The 16,958-nt window shown below is 55.6% G+C and carries 14 protein-coding genes and 1 pseudogene; 1 reads left to right on the top strand and 14 read right to left on the bottom strand.

Features of this window, described 5'->3' with window-relative positions; genetic code table 11:
- Positions 1 to 49 precede the first annotated feature (49 nt).
- From dmul_RS00885 to dmul_RS00875, 3 genes are all read right to left on the bottom strand, one after another.
- Complete coding sequence (locus tag dmul_RS00885; protein WP_020876724.1) at positions 50 to 1,423, bottom strand: two-component system sensor histidine kinase NtrB; 1,374 nt, start codon at positions 1,421 to 1,423, stop codon at positions 50 to 52.
- A 617-nt stretch (positions 1,424 to 2,040) separates the two neighbouring features.
- On the bottom strand, positions 2,041 to 3,783 hold the full coding sequence (locus tag dmul_RS00880; RefSeq protein WP_020876726.1) for a sigma 54-interacting transcriptional regulator: 1,743 nt from the start codon (positions 3,781 to 3,783) through the stop codon (positions 2,041 to 2,043).
- Positions 3,780 to 6,674, bottom strand: coding sequence for a CheR family methyltransferase (locus dmul_RS00875; protein ID WP_234979207.1), 2,895 nt, complete (start codon positions 6,672 to 6,674; stop codon positions 3,780 to 3,782). The genes dmul_RS00880 and dmul_RS00875 overlap by 4 nt, the downstream gene beginning before the upstream one ends.
- Between dmul_RS00875 and dmul_RS20780 the strand changes: the two genes are divergently transcribed.
- Complete coding sequence (locus dmul_RS20780) at positions 6,673 to 6,984, top strand: hypothetical protein (protein ID WP_234979208.1); 312 nt, start codon at positions 6,673 to 6,675, stop codon at positions 6,982 to 6,984. The genes dmul_RS00875 and dmul_RS20780 overlap by 2 nt on opposite strands.
- A gap of 131 nt (positions 6,985 to 7,115) precedes the next feature.
- On the opposite strand, the gene dmul_RS00870 is transcribed toward dmul_RS20780, so the two are convergent.
- From dmul_RS00870 to ftsH, 11 genes and pseudogenes are all read right to left on the bottom strand, one after another.
- The gene (locus dmul_RS00870; protein ID WP_020876728.1) at positions 7,116 to 8,738 is read right to left on the bottom strand and encodes an NADP-dependent glyceraldehyde-3-phosphate dehydrogenase; all 1,623 of its coding nucleotides are present in this window, start codon (positions 8,736 to 8,738) and stop codon (positions 7,116 to 7,118) included.
- Positions 8,732 to 11,419: a bifunctional acetate--CoA ligase family protein/GNAT family N-acetyltransferase gene (locus dmul_RS00865; protein WP_020876729.1), complete on the bottom strand. Its 2,688-nt coding sequence runs from the start codon at positions 11,417 to 11,419 to the stop codon at positions 8,732 to 8,734. The genes dmul_RS00870 and dmul_RS00865 overlap by 7 nt, the downstream gene beginning before the upstream one ends.
- Before the next feature lie 21 nt (positions 11,420 to 11,440).
- Positions 11,441 to 11,662, bottom strand: coding sequence for a hypothetical protein (locus dmul_RS00860; RefSeq protein ID WP_020876730.1), 222 nt, complete (start codon positions 11,660 to 11,662; stop codon positions 11,441 to 11,443).
- Positions 11,663 to 11,710: 48 nt separating this feature from the next.
- Positions 11,711 to 11,860, bottom strand: coding sequence for a lmo0937 family membrane protein (locus dmul_RS19955; RefSeq protein ID WP_020876731.1), 150 nt, complete (start codon positions 11,858 to 11,860; stop codon positions 11,711 to 11,713).
- 257 nt (positions 11,861 to 12,117) lie between these two features.
- The gene (locus dmul_RS00855; protein ID WP_020876732.1) at positions 12,118 to 12,297 is read right to left on the bottom strand and encodes a CsbD family protein; all 180 of its coding nucleotides are present in this window, start codon (positions 12,295 to 12,297) and stop codon (positions 12,118 to 12,120) included.
- Between the two features lie 358 nt (positions 12,298 to 12,655).
- Positions 12,656 to 12,847 carry a hypothetical protein gene (locus dmul_RS20410; protein WP_020876733.1) on the bottom strand — a complete coding sequence of 64 codons (192 nt, stop codon included), beginning with the start codon at positions 12,845 to 12,847 and terminating at the stop codon, positions 12,656 to 12,658.
- A gap of 87 nt (positions 12,848 to 12,934) precedes the next feature.
- Positions 12,935 to 13,609 carry a PAQR family membrane homeostasis protein TrhA gene (trhA, locus tag dmul_RS00845; RefSeq protein WP_020876734.1) on the bottom strand — a complete coding sequence of 225 codons (675 nt, stop codon included), beginning with the start codon at positions 13,607 to 13,609 and terminating at the stop codon, positions 12,935 to 12,937.
- Positions 13,610 to 13,678: 69 nt separating this feature from the next.
- Positions 13,679 to 14,110, bottom strand: a complete 432-nt coding sequence (locus dmul_RS20775; RefSeq protein ID WP_020876735.1) for a phospholipase D-like domain-containing protein — start codon at positions 14,108 to 14,110, stop codon at positions 13,679 to 13,681.
- A 9-nt stretch (positions 14,111 to 14,119) separates the two neighbouring features.
- Positions 14,120 to 14,515: a hypothetical protein gene (locus tag dmul_RS21150; RefSeq protein WP_327078320.1), complete on the bottom strand. Its 396-nt coding sequence runs from the start codon at positions 14,513 to 14,515 to the stop codon at positions 14,120 to 14,122.
- 15 nt (positions 14,516 to 14,530) lie between these two features.
- Positions 14,531 to 14,857 (bottom strand): annotated as a pseudogene (locus tag dmul_RS21180) (phospholipase D-like domain-containing protein); the annotation flags it as partial.
- A 126-nt stretch (positions 14,858 to 14,983) separates the two neighbouring features.
- On the bottom strand, positions 14,984 to 16,942 hold the full coding sequence (gene ftsH / locus dmul_RS00835; protein ID WP_020876737.1) for an ATP-dependent zinc metalloprotease FtsH: 1,959 nt from the start codon (positions 16,940 to 16,942) through the stop codon (positions 14,984 to 14,986).
- Positions 16,943 to 16,958: the final 16 nt, after the last annotated feature.

Here is a 16,958-nt window from a genome sequence, read left to right as displayed (position 1 = left end):
TTTGTTGTATGCGGCCGGCAGCACCGGTCCGCCGCTTTCCATCTGATCATCAGGCTCTTTGTTCCGGATTCAGGGGGACTTCTTCAACCGATACCGGGAAAAAGACCCGGAAGATGCTCCCCCGCTTCGGTTCACTCTCCACCGTGACAGCCCCGTGGTGTGCCTTTACAATTCCAAGAACCACGGATAAACCCAGACCGCGACCAATGAACTTGGTGGAGAAAAACGGATCGAAGATCTTCTCGCAATCCTTTTTAGCGATACCGCAGCCCTCATCCGAAACCTCCAGGCAGGCGTAGGGAAGGGATCGAGGCTGCCAGTCGAGGGGAAAACGCTTTGATGCGAGCATATTCGCCTGAGAAACGGTTTTGATGGTGAGGTAAATACCTTGTCCGTTCCCATCGGCGGATTCCCAGGCATTGGTGACCAGATTGGTCAGAATATGATGAATCTGGCCTGGGTTCGCACGAATGACCGGACCTAAAGAGGGAAGATCGGCTTTAAGGAGTGTACCTTTCGGCGCTGCGGCCTGAAGCAGCGCCAGGCTTCGGCGGCAGGTTTCGGAAAGGTCTATGGGTTCATGCCTGCCGGGCCTCTGCCCCAGATAGGTCAACATCAGACGGCTCATTTCAGTCGCTCTATGGGCGGCGTTCATCGCCTCGGTAAGGCCGGTAACCGCATCTGATCCCGGCGGCAGGTTCATGATGGTCAGCTCAATGTTTCCAGTCACCACCTGAAGCTGATTGTTGAAATGGTGGGCAACGGCCCCAGCCATGAGGCCAAGGCTTTCGGTCTTCTGGATCTGCCGTTTCCGGGCTTCGAGTTCCGCCGTTTCCACTTCAACCCGCTTGCTGTCGGTAATGTCGCTGATCAGGACGCGACACACGGGCGCGCCGTCGGTGTCTATCGCGGGAGCTGCTTCCAGCCGCACCCATAATGGTGATCCGTCCTTTTTCAGCATACGCAGTTCGCATGTCCGCGATTCATTGGCTTGCCATGAATTTGCCGGATCGATCTCAAAGAGATTTTTACGCTGCAGGTAGCAGATGTCCTGGTCGTCCTTGTAGATGAATCGGGTGATCGGCTGGTTGACCAGTGCGCCTCTGTCCACGCCCAAAAGGGTGGCGGCGGTGAGGTTGGCTTCCAGGATATGCATTTGCTCGTTGAGCGTGCAATAGCCAACCGGCGCCAGGTCGTAAAGGTCGAAATAGCGCGCCCGCGCTGCATCCAGTTCCGCCTGCGCCAGGCGCAGTTCCTCGTTCTGCATCTCCAGTTCGATCTGATGAACCCGCAGCTCGTGCAGCATCTGTCGTGTTTCTGAAGGCGACAGTGCTTCCAGGTCTTCAGTCATCCTGTCGGCTTTTTCCTCCGCCTGCCGACGCAACTTGTTCAACCGGTTTGAAATGATTTTTTTATCGCTCATTGTCTGGATCCTGGATGATCTTTCCGCTGAAGGAACGGCATCCGATTGCCCGGACTCCTTCAGAATTTGAATGATTGCCAAAATCTGAGATCCCAATAGTTGGGGATCAGAAAGGGCACCTCTGGTACAACGATCGCGGCGATAAGCGGCGCCGGAGTTTGAAAACCTAACGAACCATCTCAAAATATTGAGCAACCTGTGCTGCGTGCACGGGTTTTCATCTTCAACAGCGGGAATCAGCGAAAAGGAGACTCGAATGGCCAAACTGATCCTTACGGCCACCGAGCGATACGACATACCCGTCGTCCGCGTGGATGCTTCTTGTTCAGTCCGCTATAACAATACAATTTATATGCCAGGTTTCCAATACACGGGGGCATGCAACATATAGAATCGATATTATATGAAAATAAATGAACAAAAGCATTTTCGGCGTCGCCCCTGGCATCTGCGCAAAAAGGTTATATTTAACCAGTGGTCATATATGTCTTTTTATTCCGACGATCCGGTATCGTTGGGAGGCGTTGGCATATCCCGGCATGATGATGAAATTGGCGTCTCAACGCCAATGTGTGGTGCGGAGAATGCGGGAGACACTCGATTGACGGGATGGGAAATTATTTTTTCCGGATGTCGAGTTCGCGCATACGTGCTCGTAAAGCGCCGGGGTCGATCCCGAGGATTTCGGCCGCGCTGTTTTTTCCAGCGAGCTTCCAACGGGTACGCTCAAGTGTCTGGACAATATGGTCGCGCTCAACCGCTTCCAGGGTTTTTTGGCGGATGCCTGGCCCCGTGGGCGGGTTCTTGAGTTCATCCGCCAGACGCAGTTTTGTTCCCGACGAGTTGATCACGGCGCGTTCCAGGACATTTTCCAGCTCCCGGATATTTCCAGGCCAGTGATAATGCTGCAACGCACGCATTGCGCTCGCCGGAATCATTTCAATGGTCTTGCCCATTCTTTTGGAGATCTTTTGGACGTAGAAATCGACAAGAAGCGGGATGTCTTCCATGCGATCGCGAAGCGGCGGAATGGTAATCGGAAAAACATTTAACCGGTACCAGAGATCTTCCCGGAAACGGCCCTTTCGGACTTCCTCTTCCAGATCACGATTTGTGGCTGCAATAATCCGTACATCCACCTTGATGGTGCTGGAGCCGCCCAGCCGTTCAAACTCGCCGTCCTGGAGCACTCTGAGCAGCTTTGCCTGTAAATTCATCGGCAATTCGCCGATTTCGTCCAGAAAAAGGGTTGCGCCGCGGGCAACCTCAAATCGCCCGAGGCGTCTGGTATGAGAACCGGTGAAAGCGCCTTTTTCATGGCCGAACAATTCGCTTTCGATCAGGTTTGCGTGGAGCGCGGCGCAATTCACTTTCGCCAGAACCCGGTTTTTGCGCAGACTCAAGCCGTGAATGGCCCGGACAACCAGCTCCTTGCCGGTTCCCGTCTCGCCCAGAACCAATACGGTGGTTTCGCGGCCGGCGATTTGTTCGACCTGAGAGATAACGAATTTAATCCCGTCACTCTGACCGATAATGTTTTCATGGTTGTTTTCCAGTTTAATTTCTTCGATCAAATAGGCTTTTTCCGCTTCCAGCTGATCTTTCAGCTTCTGTATCTCTACAAGGGCGGCTTCAGCGTTCAGTCTTCCTTTTTCCGCTGCCTGCATGGCCGCGGCAAGCTCGGCCGTTCGCTCCTCGACCTGATGTTCGAGCGTGTCATGGGCGTTTTGCAGCGCCTCCTCCATCCTTCTGCGATCGGTGATGTCGTCCATCACAACGCGGCATACGGGTGAGCCGGCTTCATCCTGCGCCACGGTCGCCGCCAGATGCGCCCAGAAGGATGTCCCGTCGTTTCTCACCATCCGCAGTTCATACGCCTGCCGTTCAACGGTTTGCTCTATGCCGGCCTGCACCTGACCCTGCAAAATTGCTGAATGAACCTCAAAGAGTTGTTTGCCGTGCAGGTAGTGGATGTCCTGGTCCTCTTTGTGTATGAATCGGGTGATCGACTGCCCGACCAGCGTGCCCCGGGCTACATTCAGCAATGTGGCGGCGGTGAGGTTGGCCTCCAGTATCCGTCCCTTTTCAGAGAGGGTGCAATAGCCCACCGGTGCAAGGTCGTACAGGCTAAAATACCGCGCCCGGGAGGCGTCCAGTTCCGACTGGGCGTGGCGCAGCTCTTCGTTCTGCATCTCCAGTTCGATCTGGTGAACCCGCAGCTCGTTCAGGATCCGTCGGTTTTCTTCGGGCGACAGGGGCAGGAGGTCTTCCGATGCTTGAGCGGCATCTTGCCGGGCGCTGTCTTCGGCCCGTTTGCGAAGCGCGGCCGCGCTGTCGGGCAGTTTGCCCTTGCCGGTCATGGTGCATTTCCTTCATTTTTGGGTTCGGTGATGTCCGCCATCGCCAGCAGAATAAATCTGGGCCGGCCGGCCTCGCTGACCATGCGGGCGTTGATCCGGATGGTGCGCAGGCCGATCGCTTCAAACTCGTGCGACAGTATATAATTGTTGAACACCGAACCCCGGGCCAGAATCGTTTCCAGCAGGTTCCGCAATACCGGAATATCCCACAGGTGGTTGCCAAAATCGTATAGGAATCGACCAGTTGCGCTGTCCGGCGCTGCCCGGAAGATGCTGTGAAATGAGCGACTGGCCGCGATGATCCGCAGGTCGGCATCCAGCATCAACAGCGGTTCGTGCACCGTGGCGACAATGGCCTCGGTCACCCGGATGTGCGCCTCGTGCAGTGCTTCCTGAGCCTGCTTTGCCGAACTGATGTCCACGAAGGTGATCACCGCTCCTTCGATCACGTTATCGAGCGTTCGGTAGGGCAGGATGCGCATGGTGTGCCACACCCCGGCCCGGGTCTGCACTTCCACCTCTTTGGGCACGAGGGTGTCCAGCACCTCTTGCGTGTCCGCCGGCAGCGCGTCGTAGCCAGTCAAGTTGGAGACGATGTGGCCGACGGGCCGCCCGATGTCGCTGTGGATCAGGTTGATGATCCGGGTGGCGGTGGGGGTAAAGCGCAGGATGCGCAGGCTTTGATCCACAAAGACGGTGGCGATACCGGTGCCGCTCAGAAGGTTGTTCATGTCGTTGTTGGCCCGGGAGAGGTCCGCAACCTTGGTCTGCAGTTCGGCATTGACCGTGGAGAGCTCCTCGTTCATCGACACCAGCTCCTCCTTGGAGGTTTCCAGCTCCTCGTTGGTGGACTGCAATTCTTCGTTCACCGACTGCATTTCCTCATTGGAGGATTTGAGCTCTTCGTTGGTGGTTTTCAGCTCCTCACTGGCGGTCTGGAGGTACTCCTCCTTGGCCTGCAGCTCCTGCCGCAATGAATCGATGAGGGCATGCGCTTCGTCGCCTGCTTCGATACCGGCGACGGCCTCGGTCGCGGAAAGCACCGTCAAAGCGTCTTCGCCTCTCTCCAGGGGTAAGCCCTGCTCCAGTATGACCAGCATCAGTGGCGCCTCGGAGGCCCCCGCATGAACCGCCGGCATCCCGAGAGGCACGGTACGAACCGTCAGATTGGTTGCCGTGACGTCACCGTTGGTTTTGACGCGCAGGTTCGGGCAGCGCACGACCTCCTCACCGGCGACGACTTTGCGAATGGCCGTGACCAGCTCGCGGCGCAATCCTTCGCGCGCCATCTTCAGTATATTGTTGACGCCGGTCTCGCCAGGAGCCGGTTCTAGGTACAAACCGGTGCGGCCGTGGAGATATAGAATGTCGCCGTCGCCGTTGACGAGCGCGGCGACCGGGGCGACATGCCGCAACAGCGCCTTTTCGGTCAATTCGCGCAGCGACGGTTTCCCGGGATAGGCCGACTTGGGCGTTGCCGGCGGAAGCGGCGTTGCCGCCTCCGTCATGGGCGGCAGAAATCGATACGGTCCTGTAGGGTGGAAATCCTCCCTGCGCTGGTACAGCTTCGATATGCGGTCCAGGGTAGTAAACAGATGGCCGAACTCCCCCACGGTCTCAGAGGTGCCCAGGAAGAGAAATCCGCATGGGTTCAGCGCATAGTGAAATAGAGGAATGATTTTTTTTTGCAACTCAGCGCCCATATAGATCATCAGATTGCGACAACTGATCAGGTCTATCTTGGAAAACGGCGGGTCTCTGATCACGTTTTGTTCGGAAAAGACCAACATGTCGCGGATGTTTTTACGGATGCGGTAGAAATTGCCGTCGTGCTCCACCGAAAAAAAGCGTGCCAGCCGTTCCGGTGAGATGTCGGCGTCGATGCTGGCCGGGTAGAGGCCGGCGCGGGCCGTGACAATCGAATGGCTGTCAATATCGGTGGCAAATATCTGCACCTTGAAGCTTTGTTTCAGCTTTTCCTGAAGCTCTGCCAGCAGGATGGCAAGGGAATAGGCCTCCTCGCCGGTGGAGCAGCCTGCCGACCAGACGCGGATCGCGCAGTTTGAAGATTTCCCGGAAAAGAGCTTTGGGATGATCTGCTCCTGGACGGCCTTGAAGGCGGCCGGATCGCGAAAGAAGCTCGTGACCCCGATCAGCATGTCACGAAACAGGGCTTCCACCTCGTTCGGTGTCTGCTGCAAAAACTTCACGTACCCGTCCATGGTTTCGATCTGGTGGATGGACATGCGGCGCTCAATGCGTCGATTGACGGTGCTTGGCTTGTACTGGCTGAAGTCGTGGCCCGTATGGGCGCGGAGCAGGATAAATATCTTCTTCAGCGCGTTTTCGACTTTGGGCGGCAAGGCAATGGCAGGGCTGCGGGGTATTCCGAAAGCGTGGGCCGCATAGGCGATAAGCTGGGCGGGCATCTCGGCCGGCGGAAGCTCATAGTCCACCAGGCCTGTGGCAAGGGCGCTGCGCGGCATGCCGTCGTACGCGGTTGAAGCAGGATTCTGGGCCATAACCATTCCGCCCTCGCCCTTGATGGCCCGAACGCCGAGCATGCCGTCGCTGCCGGTTCCCGAAAGCACAATACCGATGGCTCGCTCGCGCTGATCCTGGGCCAGAGACCGAAAGAAAAAGTCGATGGGCATCCGCCGGCCTCGGGGAGCGGAAGGCTCCAGCAGTTGGAGAGCGCCGCCCAGAAAAGCCATGTCCCGGCCCGGCGGGATGATGTAGGTGCAGTTGGGGCGTACAGTCATCCCGTCCTCCACCTCGAAGACCTGCATGCGGGTGTAGCGCTGGACGAGGTTTGTGAGGATGCTTTTGTGGTCCGGGGCAAGGTGTTGCACCAGTATGAAAGCCATGCCTGGATCGGTGTCTGCAGGCATGCCGGAAAAAAAAGCCTCGAAGGCCGCCAGCCCCCCGGCTGAGGCCCCGATGCCGACGATGGGAAAATATGCGCTGGTGCTTTCGACCGTCTCCTGCGACTCGGCTGATGCTGCGACGCACTCCTGGGTCTCGATTGCCCCGGTATCACCCGGCGTGATGGCCGCCTCCGATCTATCTTTCTTCCTGTTTGTTATGGTGTCCGCCCCCCATCCTTCCCCGGAACATCTCTCCTGTTTTTTCAAACAGCAGCGCCGCCTGACGCATCGCCATGCCTTTCCCCTGCCGGGCTTCCTGGATTCCTTTTTCTGACAGGCCTGCATCCGTCCAGCCCGTGAACCGGTTTTTTTGTTCCAGATGCGCTCACCGTGTCTGAGGAGAACCAGCGTCATCATGACTGCACCGCCATTATGCGACATATACGGTTTTATATACCATTCTCTCTACAAAATAAAGTCGGTCGCCAGAAATTTGCTTGTATGATCCCGAACGATGCGGGTGATGATCTGCCTGTTCAACTCCGTCTGCTTGGCGGCAACCAGTGTTCGAATGGAAAAAACCCGCAAGGCGTCGGATACGGAAAGGGTTCCTTCAGCGGAATCCTTTCGTCCCGTGAAGGGAAACGTATCCGGTCCCCGCTGGCACTGGCTGTTGATATTGACCCGGCAGACCTGGTTTACCAGGGGGTCTATCAACCGTGCAATCTGGTCCGGATCGCTTCCGAAGATGCTGACCTGCTGGCCGTAGCTCGATTGGATCATATACGCGATGGGCTCATCGATCTTGTCGAAGGGCAGGATGGGAATCACCGGTCCGAACTGCTCTTCATAATAGACCCGCATGTTGGGGTGAACCGGATACAGTACGGCGGGAAAAAAGAAACTGCCGCAAACGCTCCCCCCAGCAGGATTGACGATCCGTGCGCCGTTCGCGACGGCGTCCGACACCAGTTCTCCCAGGTAATCCGTCTTGCCTTTTTCCGCGACCGGCGTCACGAAAACCCCTTCTATCCATGGCATCCCAAAGGACAGGGCGGTGACGGCCGCGGCAAAGCGTTCGAGAAACGCATCCGCGATGCCGGCTTCCACAAAGAGAATCTTCAGGGCCGTGCACCGCTGCCCGTTAAAGGAGAGGCAACCGAGAACGCATTCCTTTACGGCCAGATCAAGATCGGCGTCTTTCAGCACAATGGCCGGATTCTTGGCCTCCAACCCCAGGACGCAGCGAAGACGATTGGGGCTGGGGTGCAGTTTTTTCAAGGCATTCGCCGTTTTGCTCGAGCCGATCAGCGCCAGCACGTTGATCTTGCCGGATGCCATGAGCGGGGGTATCACTTTTCTCCCCTCACCATAGATGACGTTGATGACGCCTTTCGGGAAACCCTCGCGAAAGGCCGCCAGAAGCGGTGCATAGAGAAGCGCACCGTGCTTGGGCGGCTTCAGGATCACGGTGTTTCCCATGACAAGCGCCGGAATCAGCGTGGTAAATGTCTCGTTGAGCGGATAATTGAACGGTCCCATGCAGAGCACGACGCCCATGGGAGCGCGCCGAATCTGGCCGATGATCCCCTCCTCCATGGTGAACCGGGAAGAAATGCGATCCAGATCTTTCAGCGCGGAGAGGGTATCGTTAATGTATTGAACGGTCCGGTCGAATTCCTTTTCCGAATCCCGGAGCGATTTACCGACCTCCCACATCAGAAACCGCACGACCCGGTCTTTTTCTTCAATCATTCGGAAAACGAACCGCTCCATGTGATCAATCCGCTCGGACACGGAGAGGGTAGGCCACACCCCCCGCCCATGATCATAGGCGGCAACCGCCGCATCAAGAGCCTCAAGCGCTTCCGCTTCCGTCAGCAGCGGATATTCGCCAACGAATAAAGGCTTCGGGCCGGTGTCGTCCGCCACCTGGACGGGCGAAAGCACCTCCTGGCGCGGACCGTCCCAGATCCGAATCTCACCGTTTACGAGATAGCCGGTCTGAATGCAGGGAACCCCGTTTAAAAGGGTTTCGGGGATCTCGCCGGCCTGCGGAAATACGTTTTGGATTTTTTCACTTAACAAGATGGGTTGTTTCCTCCGAAATGAATGACCAGCCGGTTGTCTCCGGCGTCTCTTTTTGCTTCAAACCCGAGCTTTTTTCCCAGCGCAAGCATGTTCCTGTTCTCATTCAGCACGATGCCGTGTACCGTTTTGAAGCCGCGTTTTTCGGCGATGGACAGGCACTTTTTCAGCAGGTTCGAACCAATGCCCCTGCCTTGCCAGGCATCACCCACCAGAACGGCGAATTCACCCGTCTTTCCGTCCGGGTCTCCGATGATTCTGGCAACCCCCAGCATGCTGTCGGTTTCTGAATCTTCATCCATATCTTCATCCAGGGCAACGAGCGCAATCTCCCGATCATAATCGATCTGGGTGAACCGGGCCAGCATCTCGGGGTTCAATTCCTTTAACGAACCGAAAAAACGATGATAAATCGTAGTCGGGGAGAGTGTCTTGAACAACGCCGTAAAAAGTGGGGCGTCCTCGGGCTTGACGGGCCGGATAAATATTCGGCGCCCATCAACCCCGACCATATGGGACTCTTCCTCTTCCGGATAGGGGCCGATCACCAGATGCAGGGAGGAAGGCACCCCAATCGGTGAAACGAGTATCCGGGCATCGACCGCGACGGGATTGCCGTCCTTGATCAGGACGGGATTCATGTCCAGCTCGGCAATTTCGGGGAAATCGATCAGGAGCTGGGAGAGCCGGACAATCATTTCTTCGAGCCGCTCCATGTCGGCAGCGGGGCGGTTCCGGTATCCCTGCAGCAGAGCGTATGCCTTGGTTTCCTGCATGAGCCGCCGGGCAAGCAATCGGTTCATGGGGGGAAGCCCCAAAGCCCGATCTTTCAATACTTCGGTGAAAATGCCGCCCATCCCGAACAGAATCACCGGACCGAAACTGGGATCCCGTTTGCCCCCCATCAGAATTTCAAAATCCGGGTTTGAAAAATAAGGCTGAATCGTTACCCCCTCCATCCGGGCATCGGGTTTGTATTCCCGCGCCGATGATATGATCTGGTTGTAGGCTTCGCAAACATCCGCATCACAGCGCAAATCCAGCCGAACGCCGCCCGCATCGGTCTTATGAGGGATGTCCGGGGAATGAATTTTCATGACCAGCGGGTACCCCATTTCCCGGCCGATACTTGAAGCCAGTGCCCCGGTCTTCGCGATTTCCGTCCTGATCACGGGCAGGCCGTATGCCATGAGCAGTTCCCTGGAATCGGATTCCGGCATAAATTCCCCCACGGGCGCCTCGGAAAGCAGCTTTCGGGCTTTCTCCGGATTGAACACCAAATCTCTGGTCATTTTCGGTGGAATTTCCAAAATCATTTCTAAGTTTCTGGCATGTTCAACCATATACAGAAAAGCTCTCACCGCCCGTTCCGGCGTATCGTAGGTCGGGATCCCCGCTTCATTCAAAATTTCAACGGCCTTTCCAATGCTTTTTCCGCCCATCCAGCAGGCAACCACCGGATACCGGCGCGCTTTCATGACGGCGGCCAGGCGCTCGGCCAAAGAAATGGGGTCCGTAAGGGCCTGGGGCGCAAGGATAACAAGCATCCCGTCCAGGTTTTTCGAGTTGAAGCAGACCTCCAGGGCACGGCAGAATCGCTCCGCGGAGGCATCACCGAGAATGTCGATGGGGTTACCCCGGCTCCAGAAGGGCGGGAGGAACGCATCGAGGGCCTGCAGGGTCTCAGGATCAAGGGGCGCAAGCTTCTGACCGTACCGGGCGAACGTGTCCGCGGCCATAACGCCCGGCCCCCCGCCATTGGTGAGGATCGCCAGCCGGGAGCCGCTCGGCCGCGGTTGCTTCGCCATCAGCTCCGCGCAGTCGAACAGCTCTTCGATGGTGTCCACGCGCACGATGCCGGCGCGCTTGAAAGCAGCGTCATATACGGCATCTTCTCCGGCCATGGCGCCCGTATGGGATGCGGCGGCCTTTGAACCGTCGGGGCTCCTGCCGGATTTCAGAACGATGATGGGTTTGACCCGGGACACCGAGCGGGCGGCGCTCATGAATTTGCGGAAATTCGTCAGGCTTTCGATGTACAGTAGAATGCTTTTTGCCGAGGAATCATTTCCGAGATAATCGATTGTATCTCCAAAGTCGACGTCCAGCATGGAGCCGATGCTGACAAAATGGCTGAAGCCGATGCGCTCCTTGAGCGCCAGATCAAGAATCGCCGTGCAAATGGCGCCGCTCTGGGATACAAAGGCCAGATTTCCGGTCACGGGCATTTCGGACGCAAAACTGGCGTTGAGGTTCGCGCCGGTCCGGATGATGCCCAGGCAGTTCGGCCCTATGATACGAAGCCCCCCGGCGTAAGCTATCCGCTGAATCCTTTCTTCTATCTCCCGGCCCTGTTCACCGGTCTCTTTTCCCCCCGCCGAAATCACAACAGCACCGCCGACCTTTTTTTCGACGCATTCGCTCACGATATCGACAACGCTGTGAATCGGGGTGGCGATAATCGCAAGGTCCACACCTGTTTCCAAGGCGGAAACCGATCCGACGGATGTATGCCCGTGGATGGTTTTATATCTCGGGTTCACCGGCAGCAATGTGCCGGGAAACCCGCCGTCAATCAGGTTTCTCATCAGCGCATTACCAATACTTCCAGCTTTTTCACCGGCGCCCACCACTGCAACATGGCGCGGATTGAAGATGCGGTTCAGATTGTATTGTCCCATTCTTTTCCTCTGCTGATCTGTTCAGCTCTTGTTCCTTCCCTTGGTCAGCAGCCCGATGTAGCACAAAAACACAATCCCTCCAACCATCGGCGGCGACGGAAACATTCCGGTCTCCTCCGCCGTCATCTGCAGAGACCCGAGATCGACGACCTTTTCTCTGGTCGTATCGGCGATCCCTTGATACCCAAAGGCCACGATCCCGGCAGCAATCAGTATGATGGCAAGATTTGTGAATATTTTCATATTATTATGTGCCTTTATCTTAAATTGCGTGTCTATGAGCTTTGGTGGCTACAGGACTCTCCGGCCCCGAATGATATTGAGCAGCACTACGATAACGGCGATCACCAGCAAAACATGGATAAAGCCTCCCATCGTGTAACTGCTCACAAGACCCAGAAGCCACAGGATTAACAGTATTACGGCAATCGTCCACAACATTGGGTTCTCCTTTCGGTTGGTTTTGATGGGTCTCCGTCCGGCCCTGATGCGAGCCGGCCGACGGCGGTATCAGGGCCGCGGCAGGAAATCATTGCACCGGATCGGAAGCCCGTGAAGCCGGTATTCCAAGCCCCGGCCGGCTGTGTTGGAGAGAAGCGCCGAAAAAATCGATAGTTGGAAATCTATGCCTGAGAAGTCAAGGGAGATAAGTCTGTGATGTCCGGTTCCAATTTTTCGAGGATTCAAAAATAACGCTGCTATTGGCCCACAACTTTCTTGACATCACCGATCTTTTCCTGGATTTTGCCTTCTAAATTCTCGACCTTGCCTTCGGCCTCCAGATCAGGATTCCCGACTGCTTTTCCAACGGTCTCCTTAATTTTGCCTTTGGCCTGATGCATCTTGCCTTCCATGTTGTCTTTCGTGCTTGATTTCATGGTGTTCCTCCTGTTTGGTTTCGGTTTGAGTTGATTTTACGTGATTCTGATTGTTTATATTTCAATTTCTATGCCTGGATTGCCAATACCCGGCACAACGGCAGCTATCCTCTTGGCTTTTAAGGATAATTATTTAAATTGATTCAAAAAGAGCCCGGTGGGAATGCCATTGGCAGCGACATATAAAGGGTCAGGTTTAACCGATGGTCATATATGACTCTTTTGCATGCTTGTTGGTGTTATGGGTTGTAAATGATAGGTGACCATCGATTTTTTTGGGGGATGATAATTTGACGCGTCTGACTTGCGGCTGCGATGTGAATCGTTCAGATCTGGACAGGCCTGTCTCTCCGGGAGCTTACGGCAATACCGTATTCACCGTGAAAGCCCTCCCGAATGCGTATATCGGACTGGTGTCGATACCCCCGAAAACCATGCCCAGGGCGGTCAGCGACAGTTTCGCCGGCCGGCCGCCGGTCCCGGCATCTGCTGTCTTGTTTTTGGGCTTGCCCTGCTTCGTGCCTTGAGGCGCTTCTGTGGAAATGGACATGGGTTGCCTGTCGCCTTCAGTACATCTGGCCGATATGATCAGCCTGTTTTTTTCTTCATGTCCGGCAGCACAATGCCGCTTTTTCGCCTAGACTGCATACCAAAGGATTAAGAAATAATGGCAGGTGGTGCCGGTGAGAACAAATAGATGCCAGATCAGGTGGCCGTATGGCACTCGCGAATCGATCGCAAAAAATGCGACACCGGTGGTATACGACAAGCCGCCCGCAATCAATAAGAATAGCCCCTTTTCAGGCATCCCGGCAAACAAAGGCTTGACCGCAATCACGAGAAGCCACCCCATCAGCAGATAAAGGCAGGTGGAAAGAATGGGATGTGCGGTTTTATAGAATGCCTTCAGCACTACACCGGCTGCGGCAAGACCCCAAATAACCCCGAAGAGCGTCCAGCCGAATGCACCACGAAGGATGCCAAGGGTTAACGGCGTGTACGTGCCTGCAATAAGAATGAAGATCGCGGAATGCTCGATGATCCGGAAACAGCGCTTGGTCTTGCCTATCGGCCACGCGTGGTAGAGCGTGGAGGCAAGATAAAGAAGGATCATGGAAGCAGAGAAAACACTCGCGCCGAAAATAAATCCGGCATTCCCGTTCCGCACTGCATGCATGATGAGAAATGGCGTTCCGATGAGCGCACCGAGCAGCCCTATGCCGTGGCTGATGCTGTTGGCGATTTCTTCGCCTTGCGACTGTCCAATATTTTGGTTTAATAAGGATAATGTGATTGTCGTCGCTTTCTTCATCGTCTTTCCTTCCGTCGATCGGATCACCGCTGCCACAGGATTCGTGCGTTTTCCAACGGGACGGCTGCGTCATCGATCCGTCATATCCGGGCCCGACTTTTTCCCCGGGGCATACCCCGTCATTCCGACCATGAGTCGCACCACGCCGTAACTCAGCCAGCCCGCAAGACGCAGCCGGATGGGCTGCGTTCTCCAGTGATCCTGAAGTATCCGCCGCGATCCGGTATGGATAGCTTGATTCAGGCTATGCTTTAATGTTCCAGCGAAGTTTTCATCATCCACAACGACATTTGCCTCGAGTGACAGCAGAAGGCTGAATGGGTCGAGATTCGAGGACCCCACCGTAGTCCAATGCGCATCAATCACAGCGACCTTGGCGTGCATGAGGCTTTTGTGGTATTCGTAGATTTCAATCCCCGCGTCGAGAAAACTGCCGCGGAGGGCATGCGAGGCATAATGCAACAATGGATATTTCACCCTTCCCGGCAACAGCAGAATCACCCGGACACCTCAACCGGCGGCGTTCAGAAGTGCATGACGCAAATTCAATCCGGGAAAAAAGAAGGCATTTGCAAGAATGATTTCGAATTTCGCCTGTTCGATCGCCTGCAGATAAGCATCTTCAATATCGCGGCGATGGCGGATATTGTCCCGCACCAGAAAAGCTGAGCGCATTCGGCCCCTGGATCCGGTTGAAGGCGCCTGTCCGTCGCCCACCCGACCCCAGCCGCGACGAAAGCGGATCCAGGCCACTCGCGACCAGACTCGGCTGGCGGAATCAAAGATTTCTGCCACCAGCGGTCCTTCTACACTTACAGCGTAGTCATAACGAGGCGATGTCTGGCCCGGCTTAGCCATATCGTCGATAATATTGATGCCTCCGACAAATGCAATCTCCCGGTCCACGACCACAATTTTCCGGTGCAAACGCCGCAGCCTTCGGCGCCGCAGCGTCCAGGGCGATGTCTTGGGGCGGAACTTCAGCACCATTACACCGGCCGCTTCAAGGGAATCGGCCATGGCTTTCGGCAAACTGTTCGATCCGAATCCATCGATCAGAACGCGGGTTTTTACGCCGCGAAAGGCCGCCCGTCGGAGCGCTTCCGCAATGCGTCTTCCGGTATTGTCATTTTCGAAAATATAGCTTTCCAGATAAATTTCACGCACCGCCCGGTCGAACGCCGCTTCGATGGCCGGAAAATAAGCTTCGCCGTTTTGCAGCAGGGTAATCTGATTGCCTGGAATCATTTGCATTATAACAGGGTTGTCCTTTTTCCGGGTATCGATTTCGGCTGCGGTATCACCCGCCAGGGTATACTTTTATGTACCTTCCCCGCCGCTGCCATTGCCGGCATCATCCTCTGAAAGTCCAGATCAAATGCCGCTGTCATCATCCTCTTTTTCGGCAATGCTTCGGGAGGGCTCACCGGACGATGACGCCGCCACTCCAAGTGGAGATGCCGACAGCATCTTTCTGAGCTCATCTCCCTGCACGCTTTCCTCATGCGAAAGGAGACGGGCCAGGTCATCGAGGACCGTTCTCCGGGCCAAGAGGATCTTACGCACGCGTTGATGAGCTTCCTCAATAATCCGTGTGACCTCTTCGTCAATTTGAGTGGCCATCGCTTCACTGTAATTTTTGCCGGGAGAAAAACCTTCCGGGAGAAACATGGACTGCCGCGGACGCTCATAGTTCACCAGTCCCAGACGATCGCTCATGCCGTATTCCATGACCATGGACCGGGCAATGCCGGAGGCCCGCTGCAAGTCGTTCTGGGCACCGGTCGATATTTCATTGAACACCACCTCCTCCGCGACCCTGCCGCCTAAAAGAACGGCCAGGCGATCGATCAACTCCGAACGTGTCATTAAATAGCGGTCCTCCGTGGGTTGCTGCTGGGTATATCCGAGCGCTGCAATGCCACGGGGAATAATGGAGATCTTATGCACAGGGTCGGCATGCTCGACAGACTCAGCGACAATCGCGTGCCCGGACTCATGGAAGGCGACAATTTCTTTCTCCTGAGCATTCATCACCCGGTTTTTTTTCTGGAGACCCGCAATCACCCGGTCGATGGCCTCGTCGAAATCCGTCAGTTCCACGGTTTCTTTATCGTTCCGGGCAGCCAGCAGCGCGGCTTCATTGATGATGTTGGCCAGATCTGCACCCACAAATCCCGGGGTGCGGCCGGCGAGTTTACGAAGATCGACTTCGGGGCCCAACACCACATGCCTGGAATGAATTTTCAGGATGGCTTCTCGTCCATTGATGTCCGGCCGGTCTACCAGAACCTGCCGATCAAATCGTCCCGGCCGCAGTAAAGCAGGATCCAGAATTTCCGGCCGGTTGGTAGCGGCCATGATAATGACCCCCTTGTTCGTTTCGAACCCATCCATCTCCACAAGGAGTTGGTTAAGCGTCTGCTCCCGTTCGTCATGCCCGCCCATAACGTTCATCCCCCGAGCCTTGCCTAACGCATCCAGTTCATCGATAAAAATAATGCAGGGCGCTTTGGCCGCCGCCTGAGAAAACAAATCGCGAACGCGGGCTGCTCCTACGCCGACGAACATCTCCACAAACTCGGACCCGCTGATGCTGAAGAAAGGCACCATGGCCTCTCCGGCCACGGCCCTGGCCAGAAGGGTCTTGCCGGTTCCAGGCGGGCCGACCAGGAGCACTCCTTTGGGGATCCTTCCCCCCAGCTTCTGAGACTTTTCGGGAGTGCTTAAAAATTCAACCACTTCCTGGAGTTCTTCCCTGGCTTCGTCGATGCCGGCCACATCGGCGAAAGAAACCTTGGTGTCGTTCTCGGCAAAAATTTTAGCCTTACTCTTGCTGAAAGACATGACGCCCATTCCCGACCCCATCTTTTTCATGGCGTAACGCCAGATCAGGAAAAAAATGACAAGTGGAAAAATCCAGGAGAGCAGGCCGCTCAGAAATTTATTTTCGTACCGTCCGGAATAACTGACCTGTTGTGCATCCAGGTCCTTCACCAGGTCGGGATCATCCACCCGAATCGTCGTGAACGCCTGACCAGGAGATCCTGCCAGGGTTCCGTTGATATTGTCAGGGCCGATGGTCAATTTAACCACATTGCCTTCGGCGACGTGCTGTTTAAACCGGCTGTATGGAATCGTCTCCACTTTTCCGGAAAAGATGAGCGGCTGCAGATAGGAAAATAAAAGTATGGCGACCAGGAAATACCAGATGCTGAATCGCGCCTGGGGCGGCAGCCCGTCCTTTGTTTTCGGGGAGGCATTCAGACCCAGGACGGCGCGAAGCTTGTCTGTAAAATTTTCTGACGGTCTTTTTTTCTCATTGGGTGGCATGTTTTCCTCAGGTTTC

It is taken from the genome of Desulfococcus multivorans (assembly GCF_001854245.1).
Classification (GTDB): Bacteria; Desulfobacterota; Desulfobacteria; order Desulfobacterales; family Desulfococcaceae; genus Desulfococcus; species Desulfococcus multivorans.
This window is presented reverse-complemented; position numbering and strand designations above follow the sequence as displayed.

What these genes read in the sequence shown, in the direction of transcription:
- dmul_RS00865 (WP_020876729.1), bottom strand. Translation starts at nt 11,419, where the DNA reads ATGGGACAATACAATCTGAACCGCATCTTCAATCCGCGCCATGTTGCA.
- dmul_RS00860 (WP_020876730.1), bottom strand. Translation starts at nt 11,662, where the DNA reads ATGAAAATATTCACAAATCTTGCCATCATACTGATTGCTGCCGGGATC.
- dmul_RS00875 (WP_234979207.1), bottom strand. Translation starts at nt 6,674, where the DNA reads ATGCCTGCAGACACCGATCCAGGCATGGCTTTCATACTGGTGCAACAC.
- dmul_RS20410 (WP_020876733.1), bottom strand. Translation starts at nt 12,847, where the DNA reads ATGTCCATTTCCACAGAAGCGCCTCAAGGCACGAAGCAGGGCAAGCCC.
- dmul_RS00885 (WP_020876724.1), bottom strand. Translation starts at nt 1,423, where the DNA reads ATGAGCGATAAAAAAATCATTTCAAACCGGTTGAACAAGTTGCGTCGG.
- dmul_RS00880 (WP_020876726.1), bottom strand. Translation starts at nt 3,783, where the DNA reads ATGACCGGCAAGGGCAAACTGCCCGACAGCGCGGCCGCGCTTCGCAAA.
- dmul_RS00855 (WP_020876732.1), bottom strand. Translation starts at nt 12,297, where the DNA reads ATGAAATCAAGCACGAAAGACAACATGGAAGGCAAGATGCATCAGGCC.
- dmul_RS20780 (WP_234979208.1), top strand. Translation starts at nt 6,673, where the DNA reads ATGCCGGAAAAAAAAGCCTCGAAGGCCGCCAGCCCCCCGGCTGAGGCC.
- trhA (WP_020876734.1), bottom strand. Translation starts at nt 13,609, where the DNA reads ATGAAGAAAGCGACGACAATCACATTATCCTTATTAAACCAAAATATT.
- dmul_RS19955 (WP_020876731.1), bottom strand. Translation starts at nt 11,860, where the DNA reads ATGTTGTGGACGATTGCCGTAATACTGTTAATCCTGTGGCTTCTGGGT.
- ftsH (WP_020876737.1), bottom strand. Translation starts at nt 16,942, where the DNA reads ATGCCACCCAATGAGAAAAAAAGACCGTCAGAAAATTTTACAGACAAG.